We start from the raw sequence: 12,265 nt of genomic DNA on the forward strand, positions 1-12,265 counted from the left end.
TATCGCTATCCCATCCATCTGATCGGGAAAAGCGTTTGAAATCAATTCCCTCGAACCCGGTGATTCTGAAGGTTTCGCAAATTTTTCGTTTGCTCAAATCCTTTGTTGCAAGTGCTTAGTAACGATGCATAAACTGTCGTCGGCACAAGCGACAAATCGATTAAATCAGGCATAACATCCTGAAACCAAATTAAAATTGGCGAGATCTGACAATGAATACCGTTTCCAAGCCGATTATTCCCTCCCCCGCCCCGCGCAGCTCGAAGCCGGAAATTCTCGCCGAAGAAATCATCGAACGCCTGACCTACCGCATCGGCAAGGACGCCAAGGTGGCAAAGCCGCACGATTGGCTGACCGCGACGATCCTGGTGGTGCGCGACCGCATCATCGACAAGTGGATGGCCTCCACCCGCGAGGTTTATGCGACCGGCGCCAAGCGCGTCTATTATCTGTCTCTCGAATTCCTGATCGGCCGCCTGATGCGCGATGCCGTCTCCAATCTCGGCCTGATGGAGGAGGTGCGCGATGCGCTCACCTCGCTCGGTGTCGACGTCAACGTCATTGCCGGCCTGGAGCCGGATGCCGCCCTCGGGAATGGCGGCCTCGGCCGTCTCGCCGCCTGTTTCATGGAGAGCATGGCGACGGTCGACGTCCCCGCCTATGGCTACGGCATCCGCTATGTGCACGGCCTCTTCCGCCAGCAACTGGCCGATGGCTGGCAGGTGGAACTGCCGGAAAACTGGCTCGCCCACGGCAATCCCTGGGAGTTCGAGCGCCGCGAGAGCGCCTATGAAATCGGCTTCGGCGGCGCCGTCGAATTCATCACCACCCATGACGACCAGCCGCGCTACGTCTGGAAACCGGCCGAGCGCGTCATCGCCGCCGCCTTCGACACGCCGGCCGTCGGCTGGCGCGGCAAGCGCGTCAACACGCTACGCCTCTGGTCGGCGCAGCCGATCGATCCGATCCTGCTCGATGCCTTCAATGCCGGCGACCACATCGGGGCGCTGCGCGAAAGCAACAAGGCCGAAAGCCTGACCCGAGTTCTCTATCCGGCCGACGCCACCCCGGCCGGCCAGGAACTGCGCCTGCGCCAGGAATTCTTCTTCTCGTCGGCTTCGCTGCAGGACATCCTGCGCCGCCATCTGCAGCAATATGACGATTTCACCTCGCTGCCGGATAAGGTGGCGATCCAGTTGAACGACACCCATCCCGCCGTCTCCGTCGCCGAACTCGTGCGTCTGCTCTGCGATGTTCACGGGATGGATTTCGACCAGGCCTGGGAAATCACCCGCCATACCTTCTCCTACACCAACCACACGCTGCTGCCGGAAGCGCTGGAAAGCTGGGCGGTGCCGCTGTTCGAGCGTCTGCTGCCGCGCCACATGCAGATCATCTATGCGATCAACGCCAAGATTCTGCTCGACGCGCGCAAGGGCAAGAACTTCTCCGATGGCGAAATCCGCTCGATCTCGCTGATCGATGAAAGCGGCGACCGCCGCGTGCGCATGGGCAACCTCGCTTTCGTCGGCTCGCATTCGATCAACGGCGTCTCGGCCCTGCATACCGACCTGATGAAGGTCACGGTCTTTGCCGACCTGCACAAGCTCTATCCCGACCGCATCAACAACAAGACCAACGGCATCACGCCGCGGCGCTGGCTGCAGCAGTGCAATCCCGGTCTCACCGGCCTGATCCGCGAGGCGATCGGCGACGAATTCCTCGACGATGCCGAGAAGCTGCGCCCGCTCGAGGCGCACGCTTCGGATCCGAGCTTCCAGCAGCAGTTCGCAGCGGTGAAGCGCGCCAACAAGGTGGCGCTCTCCAACCTCGTCGCCAGCCGCATGGGCGTCAAGCTCGATCCGTCGGCGATGTTCGACATCCAGATCAAGCGCATCCACGAATACAAGCGCCAGCTTCTGAACATCATCGAGGCCGTCGCGCTCTACGACCAGATCCGCTCGCATCCCGAGCTCGACTGGGTGCCGCGCGTCAAACTCTTCGCCGGCAAGGCGGCGCCGAGTTATTACAACGCCAAGCTGATCATCAAGCTGATCAACGACGTCGCCCGCACGATCAACAACGATCCGTCGGTGCGCGGCCTGCTGAAGGTCGTCTTCGTGCCGAATTACAATGTTTCGCTCGCCGAGGTCATGGTTCCGGCCGCCGACCTCTCCGAGCAGATCTCGACCGCCGGCATGGAAGCATCCGGCACGGGCAACATGAAGTTCGGCCTCAACGGCGCGCTGACCATCGGCACGCTCGACGGCGCCAATGTCGAGATGCGCGACAATGTCGGTGAAGACAACATCGTTATCTTCGGCCTTACGGCGGACGAGGTCTCGAAGGTCCGCAGCGACGGCCACAATCCCCGCGCCATCATCGAGGGGTCGCGCGAACTCGCCCAGGCGCTCTCAGCCATCGGCTCGGGCGTCTTTTCGCCCGATGACCGCAATCGCTACACCTCGCTGATCGACGGCATCTATTCCCACGACTGGTTCATGGTCGCGGCCGATTTCGACGCCTACGCCCAGGCCCAGCGTGAAGTCGATCAGATCTGGACCAATCAGTCCGCCTGGTACACCAAGACGATCAACAACACGGCGCGGATGGGCTGGTTCTCGTCCGACCGTACGATCAGGCAATATGCCGACGAAATCTGGAGAGCCGGATGAAAACGCCGAAAAACGTCCCTGAAGTAACGCTTTCCTGGGAAATTTCGGCAGATGAAATCGCGGCGATCCTTGCCGGCTCGCATTCCAATCCCTTTGCCGTCCTAGGGGTGCACCAGGCAGGCGACGCTTTCGTCGCCCGGTGTTTCATCCCGGGTGCGGAGGAAGTGACCGCCATGATGCTCGACGGCAGCGTCATCGGCGAACTGAAACAGCTCCATGCCGACGGCTTCTTCGCCGGCCTCGTTTCCCTTACCAAACTCCAGCCGGTGCGTTACCGCGCCCGGCGCGGCGATGCCGAATGGGCCGTCACCGATCCTTACAGCTTCGGTCCGGTGCTCGGGCCGATGGACGATTATTTCGCTCGCCAGGGCTCGCACCTGCGCCTGTTCGACAAGATGGGCGCCCACCTCATCAAGCATGACGGCGCCCAGGGCATCCATTTCGCCGTCTGGGCCCCGAACGCGCAGCGCGTTTCCGTCGTCGGCGATTTCAACAATTGGGACGGCCGCCGCCACGTCATGCGCTTCCGCTCCGATAGCGGCATCTGGGAAATATTTGCCCCTGATGTACCGATCGGCGTTGCCTACAAATTCGAGATCCGCGGCCAGGACGGCGTGCTGCTGCCGCTGAAGGCCGATCCCTTCGCCCGCCGCAGCGAACTGAGGCCGAAGACCGCCTCGATCACCGCCGTCGATCTGGAGCAGGAGTGGGAAGACGAAGCCCATCTGAAGCACTGGCGCGAGACCGACAAGCGCCGCCAGCCGATCTCGATCTACGAGGTGCATGCCGCCTCCTGGCGGCGCCGGGACGACGGCACGATGCTTTCCTGGGACGAGCTTGCCTCCAGCCTCATCCCCTATTGCGCCGACATGGGCTTCACCCATATCGAATTCCTGCCGATCACCGAACATCCCTATGACCCCTCCTGGGGGTACCAGACGACAGGCCTCTACGCACCGACCGCCCGCTTCGGCGAGCCGGAGGGTTTTGCCCGTTTCGTCAACGGCTGCCACAAGGTCGGCATCGGCGTTATCCTCGACTGGGTGCCGGCGCATTTTCCGACCGACGAGCACGGCCTCGGCTGGTTCGACGGCACGGCACTCTACGAGCACGAAGACCCGCGCAAGGGCTTCCACCCGGACTGGAGCACGGCGATCTACAATTTCGGCCGCACCGAGGTCGTTTCCTATCTCGTCAACAACGCGCTCTACTGGGCCGAGAAATTCCATCTCGACGGCCTGCGCGTCGATGCCGTCGCCTCGATGCTCTACCTCGATTATTCCCGCAAACACGGCGAATGGATCCCGAACGAATATGGCGGCAACGAGAACCTCGAAGCGGTCCGCTTCCTGCAGGATCTCAACATCCGTCTCTACGGCAATCATTCCAATGTCATGACCATCGCCGAGGAATCCACCTCCTGGCCGAAGGTCTCCCAACCCGTGCATGAAGGCGGCCTCGGCTTCGGCTTCAAGTGGAACATGGGCTTCATGCACGACACGCTGAGCTATATGAGCCGCGATCCGATACACCGCAGGCACCATCACAACGAGCTCACCTTCGGCCTGCTCTACGCCTATTCGGAAAATTTCGTCCTGCCGCTCTCGCATGACGAGGTCGTCCACGGCAAAGGCTCGCTAATTGCCAAGATGCCGGGCGACGACTGGCAGAAATTCGCCAATCTGCGCGCCTACTACGCCTATATGTGGGGCTATCCCGGCAAGAAGCTGCTGTTCATGGGTCAGGAATTCGCCCAGTGGAGCGAATGGAGCGAGGGGAAATCGCTCGACTGGAACCTGCTGCAATATCGCATGCATGAGGGCATGCGGCGCCTGGTGCGCGACCTCAACTTCACCTATCGCAGCAAGCCGGCGCTGCATGAGCGTGACTGCGAGGGCGAAGGTTTCGAATGGCTGGTCGCCGACGACCACCAGAATTCCGTCTTTGCCTGGCTGCGCAAGGCACCGGGCCAGAAGCCGGTCGCCGTCATCACCAATTTCACCCCCGTCTACCGCGAGAACTACACGATCCGCCTGCCGTCCGCAGGCCGCTGGCGGGAAATTCTGAACACCGATGCCGATATTTACGGCGGCAGCGGCAAGGGCAATGGCGGGCGCGTGCAGGCCGTCGATGCCGGCGGCGACATCACCTGCTCGATCACCTTGCCGCCCTTGGCGACAATCATGCTTGAACCTGAAAATTAGTACTGGTGGGAGGAGAAAATGGTAGAAAAGCGTGTTCAGCCACTTGCCCGCGATGCAATGGCTTATGTTCTGGCCGGCGGCAGGGGGAGCCGCCTCAAGGAACTCACCGACCGGCGTGCCAAACCCGCCGTCTATTTCGGCGGCAAGGCCCGCATCATCGATTTCGCCCTGTCGAACGCCCTGAACTCAGGCATCCGCCGCATTGGCGTCGCGACGCAATACAAGGCGCATTCGCTGATCCGCCACATGCAGCGCGGCTGGAACTTCTTCCGCCCCGAGCGTAACGAAAGCTTCGACATCCTGCCGGCCAGCCAGCGCGTTTCGGAAACGCAGTGGTATGAAGGCACCGCCGACGCCGTCTATCAGAACATCGACATCATCGAGGATTACGGTGTCGAATACATGGTCATTCTCGCCGGCGACCATGTCTACAAGATGGATTATGAATGGATGCTGCAGCAGCACGTCGATTCCGGCGCCGACGTCACCATCGGTTGCCTGGAAGTGCCGCGCATGGAAGCGACCGGCTTCGGCGTCATGCATGTCAACGACAAGGACGAAATCATCGCCTTCGTCGAGAAGCCGGCCGATCCGCCGCCCATTCCCGACAAACCGGATTTTGCGCTTGCCTCGATGGGCATCTACGTCTTCCACACCAAATTCCTGCTCGATGCGCTGCGCCGGGATGCCGCCGACCCGAACTCGAGCCGCGACTTCGGCAAGGACATCATCCCCTATATCGTCAAGAACGGTAAGGCGGTCGCCCACCGCTTCGCCAAGTCCTGCGTCCGCTCCGATTTCGAGCATGAGCCCTATTGGCGCGACGTCGGCACGATCGACGCCTATTGGCAGGCCAATATCGACCTGACGGCGATCGTTCCGGAACTCGACATCTACGACAAGTCCTGGCCGATCTGGACCTATGCCGAGATCACCCCGCCGGCCAAATTCGTCCACGACGACGAGGATCGCCGCGGCTCGGCCACCTCCTCCGTCGTCTCGGGCGACTGCATCATCTCGGGCGCCAGCCTCAACAACAGCCTGCTCTTTACCGGTGTCAGGGCCAACTCCTTCTCCAAACTCGAAGGTGCGGTCATCCTGCCGAACGTCAAGATCGGCCGGCGGGCCCAGCTCAAGAATGTGGTGATCGACCATGGTGTCGTCATTCCGGAAGGCCTTGTTGTCGGCGAAGATGACGAACTCGACGCCAAGCGCTTCCGGCGGACGGAAAGCGGCATCTGCCTGATCACTCAACCGATGATCGACAAGCTGGATATCTGACTTATGAAAGTTCTTTCGGTTTCATCCGAAGTCTTCCCTTTGATCAAGACAGGGGGCCTGGCCGATGTGTCAGGCGCCCTGCCAATCGCTCTCAAAGCCTTCGGGGTCGAGACCAAGACCCTTCTGCCCGGCTATCCCGCCGTCATGAAGGTCATTCGCGACCCGGTCGTCAGGCTCGAATTCCCCGATCTGCTCGGCGAGCCGGCGACCGTGCTTGAGGTCCAGCATGAGGGCCTCGATCTGCTCATCCTCGACGCACCCGCCTATTACGACAGGCCGGGCGGCCCCTATGTCGATCCGCTCGGCAAGGACTATCCCGATAACTGGCGGCGTTTCGCCGCTCTTTCGCTCGCCGCCTCCGAGATCGCCGCCGGACTGCTGCCCGGCTGGCGGCCCGATCTCGTCCACACGCACGACTGGCAGGCGGCGCTGACCTCGGTCTATATGCGCTATTATCCGACGCCGGAACTGCCGAGCGTGCTGACCATCCACAACATCGCCTTCCAGGGCCAGTTCGGCCCCGAGATCTTTCCCGGCCTGCGCCTGCCGGCCCACGCCTTCGCCACCGACAGCATCGAATATTACGGCACCGTCGGCTACCTCAAGGGCGGCCTGCAGACCGCCCACGCGATCACCACGGTCAGCCCGACCTATGCCGACGAGATACTGACGCCGGAATTCGGCATGGGGCTCGAGGGCGTCATTGCCAGCCACATCGACAATCTGCACGGCATCGTCAACGGCATCGACACCGATATCTGGAACCCGGCGACCGATCCCGTCGTCCACACCCATTATGGCCCGACGACGCTGAAGAACCGCGAGGAGAACCGCCGCTCGATCGCCGAATTCTTCCATCTCGACAATGACGACGCCCCGATCTTCTGCGTCATCAGCCGGCTCACCTGGCAAAAGGGCATGGACATTGTCGCCAATGTCGCCGACGAAATCGTCGCCATGGGCGGCAAGCTCGTCGTGCTCGGCTCCGGCGACGCGGCACTCGAAGGCGCACTGCTTGCCTCCGCCAGCCGCCATCCCGGCCGTATCGGCGTGTCGATCGGCTACAACGAGCCGATGTCGCACCTGATGCAGGCCGGCTGCGACGCGATCATCATCCCTTCGCGTTTCGAACCCTGCGGCCTGACCCAGCTTTACGGCCTGCGTTACGGCTGCGTGCCGATCGTCGCCCGCACCGGCGGACTGAACGACACGGTGATCGACGCCAATCACGCCGCACTTGCGGCGAAAGTGGCAACCGGCATACAATTTTCACCCGTGACGGAAACGGGCATGCTACAGGCAATCCGCCGTGCGATGCATTTTTACGCGGACCGAAAACTCTGGACCCAATTGCAAAAGCAAGGCATGAAATCGGATGTCTCCTGGGAGAAGAGCGCCGAACGCTACGCTGCCCTCTATTCAAGCCTCGTCTCGAAAGGCATGTGAACTAAAATGAACAAGTCCGTACCCACCACGCCCTATCTGGACCAGAAACCCGGCACGTCGGGCCTGCGCAAGAAGGTTCCGGTCTTCCAGCAGCCGAACTACGCGGAGAACTTCATCCAGTCGATCTTCGATTCGCTGGAAGGCTTTCAGGGCAAGTGCCTCGTCATCGGCGGCGACGGACGCTACTACAATCGCGAAGTTATCCAGAAGGCGATCAAGATGGCCGCCGCCAACGGCTTCGGCAAGGTCATGGTCGGCAAGGGCGGCATCCTGTCGACGCCTGCCGCTTCCCACATCATCCGCAAGTACAAAGCGTTCGGCGGCATCATTCTGTCCGCCAGCCACAATCCCGGCGGCCCGACCGAAGACTTCGGCATCAAATACAACATCAACAATGGCGGCCCGGCGCCGGAGAAGATCACCGACGCGATGTATGCGCGCTCGAAGACGATCGACAGCTACAAGATCGCCGATTTCGCCGACGTCAATCTCGACCGCATCGGCAAAGACGAGCTGCCCGGCGGCATGATCCTCTCGGTCATCGACCCGGTCGAGGACTATGCCGCGCTGATGGAAGAACTGTTCGATTTCGGCGCCATCCGCAATCTGATCAGCCTCGGCTTCCGCATTGCCTTCGACGGGATGAGCGCCGTCACCGGCCCCTATGCCAAGGAAATCTTCGAAAATCGTCTCGGCGCGCCCTTGGGCTCGGTGCGCAATTTCATGCCGCTGCCGGATTTCGGCGGTCATCACCCGGACCCCAACCCGGTGCATTGCAAGGAACTCTTCGATGAGATGATGGGCGATGACGCGCCCGATTTCGGCGCCGCTTCCGACGGCGACGGCGACCGCAATCTGATCATCGGCCGCGGCATCTTCGTCACCCCGTCCGACAGCCTGGCGATCCTGGCCGCCAACGCCAATCTCGCCCCCGGCTATTCCGGCGGTCTCGCCGGCATCGCCCGCTCGATGCCGACATCGGGCGCGGCCGACCGCGTTGCCGAAAAGCGCGGTATCGGCATGTACGAAACGCCGACCGGCTGGAAGTTCTTCGGCAATCTGCTCGACGCCGGCATGGCGACGATCTGCGGCGAGGAAAGCTCCGGCACCGGCTCCAGTCACGTCCGCGAGAAGGACGGCCTCTGGGCGGTGCTGCTGTGGCTGAACATCCTTGCCGTGCGCGGCGAAAGCGTCGCCGATATCGTCACCCAGCACTGGCAGACCTACGGCCGCAACTATTATTCGCGCCATGACTATGAAGGCCTCGACACCGATGCGGCCAACGGCCTGGTGGACAATCTCCGCAGCCAGCTTTCCACCCTGCCCGGCAAGAGCTTCGGCAGCCTGAAAGTCGAAAAGGCCGACGACTTCGCCTATCACGACCCGATCGACAAATCGGTGAGCGAGCATCAGGGTGTCCGCGTGCTCTTTGCGGGCGGCTCCCGCGTCGTCTTCCGCCTGTCCGGCACCGGCACGTCTGGCGCAACCTTGCGTGTCTATATCGAGCGCTACGAGCCGGATTCGACTCGCCACAACATCGAAACGCAGGAAGCGCTCGCCGATCTGATCGCCGCCGCCGAAAGCATTGCCAGCATTCGTGAACGCACGGGACGCGATGCGCCAACCGTGATCACCTGATCCGGGGGGAACATGCGGGGAGAAAGTTCGGCGCAATGCGGCGCGATCGTCTTCGAGACCGGCGTCGAATTTGCCGTGTGGTCGCATCATGCCGCACAGATCGAACTCTGTCTCTTCGAGGATGACGGCAACAGGGAATTCGCGCGGCTGCCGATGGCGCGCGACGGCAATCACGTCCACCGCTTGTTTGTCGACGGCCTGAAGGCGGGCGCACGCTACGGTTATCGCGCCGACGGTATCTACGCCCCCGACAGCGGCCTCTGGTACGATCCCTCCAAACTGCTGGTCGATCCCTACGCCAAGGAGATCGACAGGCCGTTCCGCTACGATCCCCGCCTCGGCGTTTATGGCGAGGACAGCCAGGATCTGATGCCCAAGGCGATCGTCACCACCGATACCCCAGCCGAAATCGGCAAGCCGCTCTTCAAACCGGGCGGCTTCATTTACGAGGTGGCGGTCCGGCCCTTCACTATCCTCCATCCCGATGTGCCGGAGGCTCTGCGCGGCACGGTGGCCGCTCTTGCGCATCCCTCGGTCATCGCGCATCTGAAGCGGATCGGGGTCGATGCCGTCGAACTGATGCCGATCACCGCCTGGATCGACGAGCGCCACCTGCCGCCGCTCGGCCTCACCAACGGCTGGGGCTACAATCCGGTCGCCTTCATGGCGCTCGATCCGCGGCTGGCGCCGGGTGGCATGGCGGAACTGCGCCGGACGGTCGCAGCGCTCCATGCCGAGGGTATCGCCGTCATCCTCGATCTCGTCTTCAACCATACAGGCGAGAGCGACCGTTACGGGACGACGCTGTCGCTGCGCGGCCTCGACAACCTGCATTATTATCGCCACGCCCAGAACAGCCCCGGCGAACTCGTCAACGACACCGGCACCGGCAACACGCTCGCCTGCGATCATCCCGAGGTTCGCCGTCTCATTATCGACAGCCTGCGCCACTTCGTGCTCAATTCAGGCGTCGACGGTTTTCGCTTCGATCTCTCCCCCGTGCTCGGCCGCACCGCGACAGGCTTCGAGCGCGACGGCGGAACGCTGGCCGCGATCCTTTCCGACAATGTGCTCGCCGACCGGATCATGATTGCCGAACCCTGGGATATCGGCCCCGGCGGTTACCAGCTCGGCAATTTCCCCAGCCCCTTCCTGGAATGGAACGACCGGCTTCGCGACGATCTGCGCTGCTACTGGCGCGGCGACCAGTGGAAGACCGGGGCGCTGGCGACCGCACTCGCCGGCTCCTCCGACATCTTCTCCCGCAACGACGGCAAAGGGACGCGCAGCGTCAATTTCCTCGCCGCCCATGACGGCTTCACCCTGACCGATCTCGTTTCCTACGCCGGCAAGCACAATGATGCTAATGGCGAGCACAATCGTGACGGCCACAACGAGAACCACTCCTGGAACAACGGCGTCGAGGGGGAAACTCTCTATCCCTCGATCCGCAAGCGTCGCCGGGACGATGTGATGGCGCTGATATCGACGCTCTTTGCCACTCGCGGCAGCATCATGCTGACGGCCGGCGATGAGGGAGGCCGCAGCCAGCAAGGCAACAACAACGCCTATTGCCAGGACAACGAGATCACCTGGCTGGACTGGAAGGCGCTGGACGAAGACCTCGTCGCCCATACCGCTTTCGTCGCCGGGCTGCGCCGCCGCTTCACGGTCTTCTCCGAAACCGGCTTCCTGTCAGGAAACGGCGATGTCGAATGGCTATCGCTTTCGGGGGAACCGATGACCGTCGCCGAATGGGAAACGCCGTCGCTTTCCACCCTCGGCATGCTGCTTTCCACAGGCGACCTCTCCGCGCGCGGCAGGCAGACCCGGCTTGCCGTGCTTTTCAATCGTTCGGGCGACCGGCAATCCTTCACGCTCCCGTCCGGAACCGAACCGGGCTGGCGTCAATTGACGCCGGATGGAGCCAACAAAGCCGGCGCCCGAGTGACCGTCGAGCCACGCTCCGTCGCCTTTTTCGTAGAAAATTGACCGGCTCTCCCCGCTTGCGCAAATCCTTGTCGCAATCGTCATAAATGCACGATAAGGCTTGGGCCGGCGGCCTATTTCACGAGGAATTCATGGTCACGGAAATTTCACTCTCCGACGTGCGGGGACTGATCGGCATGGAAACAGGCCTTTCGGACTGGATCACCGTCGACCAGACGATGATCGACGCCTTTGCAGGGGCGACAGACGACCATCAGTTCATTCACGTCGATCCCAAGCGCGCAGCCGCCGAAAGCCCGTTCGGCGGCACCATCGCCCACGGCTTCCTGACGCTGTCTCTGCTGTCGGCGATGAATTACAACTGCTTGCCGAGAGTGCGCGAGCAAACCATGGGCATCAATTACGGCTTCGATCGTGTCCGCTTCATGACACCGGTCAAAAGCGGCACCCGCGTCCGCGGCCGCTTTCTGCTCGCCGACGCCCGCTTTCGCGGCGGCGGCATGCTGATGACCACCTATGACGCATCGATCGAGATCGAAAACGAGAAGAAGCCGGCGCTGACGGCAAGATGGATCACCATCATCCAATTCGACCCGAAGGATCGTCCCGAGGACGTTTGAGCAAAACGCCGCTTGCTACTCGGCCGACTTGCAGACGGCTTCGAGTGCGTGCCCGTCCGGATCCATCACGAACGCCGCATAATAGTGTTCGCCGTAGTGAGGGCGTAAGCCTGGACCACCATTGTCATCGCCGCCATGTGCGATTGCCGCAGCATGGAACTGATCGACAGCCTGGCGGCTCGGGGCGGCAAAGGCCAGATGAAAACCCCGGGCCGGCCGGGCGCTGGCCATCCGGCCGATGTTTGATCGCCAGTTTGTCTCCGCCGCCGGGAAGGCCGTAGCCGACCGCCTGTCCCGTCTGCCCCGGCCTGATGTCGTCCCAGACCCTGACATAGCCGAGAGCACCAAGGGCGGCATCGTAAAATGCTACGGACCGCTCGATATCGGAAACGCCGAGGGAGGCATGGTGCAGCATTTACTCATCCCTTGAATGAGGCTTACGCAGCCGGGA

At 62.1% G+C, this 12,265-nt stretch carries 7 protein-coding genes and 1 pseudogene; 7 read left to right on the forward strand and 1 reads right to left on the reverse strand.

What is annotated here, in order from left to right:
* The first annotated feature begins 212 nt into the window (after positions 1–212).
* The 7 genes from AMK05_RS19365 (at position 213) to AMK05_RS19395 (ending at position 11,814) form a co-directional block, all read left to right on the forward strand.
* Positions 213–2,675, forward strand: coding sequence for a glycogen/starch/alpha-glucan phosphorylase (locus tag AMK05_RS19365; protein ID WP_064840722.1), 2,463 nt, complete (start codon positions 213–215; stop codon positions 2,673–2,675).
* Positions 2,672–4,879 (forward strand): 1,4-alpha-glucan branching protein GlgB, encoded by a 2,208-nt coding sequence (gene glgB / locus AMK05_RS19370; RefSeq protein WP_064840723.1) that lies wholly within the window; start codon positions 2,672–2,674, stop codon positions 4,877–4,879. The genes AMK05_RS19365 and glgB overlap by 4 nt, the downstream gene beginning before the upstream one ends.
* Before the next feature lie 18 nt (positions 4,880–4,897).
* Positions 4,898–6,160: a glucose-1-phosphate adenylyltransferase gene (gene glgC / locus AMK05_RS19375; protein WP_064840724.1), complete on the forward strand. Its 1,263-nt coding sequence runs from the start codon at positions 4,898–4,900 to the stop codon at positions 6,158–6,160.
* A gap of 3 nt (positions 6,161–6,163) precedes the next feature.
* Positions 6,164–7,606: a glycogen synthase GlgA gene (gene glgA / locus AMK05_RS19380; protein WP_064840725.1), complete on the forward strand. Its 1,443-nt coding sequence runs from the start codon at positions 6,164–6,166 to the stop codon at positions 7,604–7,606.
* A gap of 6 nt (positions 7,607–7,612) precedes the next feature.
* Positions 7,613–9,244, forward strand: coding sequence for an alpha-D-glucose phosphate-specific phosphoglucomutase (locus tag AMK05_RS19385; RefSeq protein WP_064840726.1), 1,632 nt, complete (start codon positions 7,613–7,615; stop codon positions 9,242–9,244).
* Between the two features lie 12 nt (positions 9,245–9,256).
* The gene (glgX, locus tag AMK05_RS19390) at positions 9,257–11,236 is read left to right on the forward strand and encodes a glycogen debranching protein GlgX (RefSeq protein WP_064840727.1); all 1,980 of its coding nucleotides are present in this window, start codon (positions 9,257–9,259) and stop codon (positions 11,234–11,236) included.
* Positions 11,237–11,325: 89 nt separating this feature from the next.
* Positions 11,326–11,814 carry a MaoC family dehydratase gene (locus AMK05_RS19395; protein WP_064841451.1) on the forward strand — a complete coding sequence of 163 codons (489 nt, stop codon included), beginning with the start codon at positions 11,326–11,328 and terminating at the stop codon, positions 11,812–11,814.
* Between the two features lie 15 nt (positions 11,815–11,829).
* Here the strand turns inward: AMK05_RS19395 and AMK05_RS19400 are convergent.
* Positions 11,830–12,229, reverse strand: a pseudogene (locus tag AMK05_RS19400) (VOC family protein).
* Positions 12,230–12,265: the final 36 nt, after the last annotated feature.

Origin of the sequence: Rhizobium sp. N324 (assembly GCF_001664485.1) — a bacterium.
Classification (GTDB): Bacteria; Pseudomonadota; Alphaproteobacteria; order Rhizobiales; family Rhizobiaceae; genus Rhizobium.

Bases quoted from the DNA above. Each gene is read 5' to 3' on its own strand.
- glgX (WP_064840727.1), top strand. From the start codon at position 9,257: ATGCGGGGAGAAAGTTCGGCGCAATGCGGCGCGATCGTCTTCGAGACC.
- glgB (WP_064840723.1), top strand. From the start codon at position 2,672: ATGAAAACGCCGAAAAACGTCCCTGAAGTAACGCTTTCCTGGGAAATT.
- AMK05_RS19385 (WP_064840726.1), top strand. From the start codon at position 7,613: ATGAACAAGTCCGTACCCACCACGCCCTATCTGGACCAGAAACCCGGC.
- glgA (WP_064840725.1), top strand. From the start codon at position 6,164: ATGAAAGTTCTTTCGGTTTCATCCGAAGTCTTCCCTTTGATCAAGACA.
- AMK05_RS19365 (WP_064840722.1), top strand. From the start codon at position 213: ATGAATACCGTTTCCAAGCCGATTATTCCCTCCCCCGCCCCGCGCAGC.
- AMK05_RS19395 (WP_064841451.1), top strand. From the start codon at position 11,326: ATGGTCACGGAAATTTCACTCTCCGACGTGCGGGGACTGATCGGCATG.
- glgC (WP_064840724.1), top strand. From the start codon at position 4,898: ATGGTAGAAAAGCGTGTTCAGCCACTTGCCCGCGATGCAATGGCTTAT.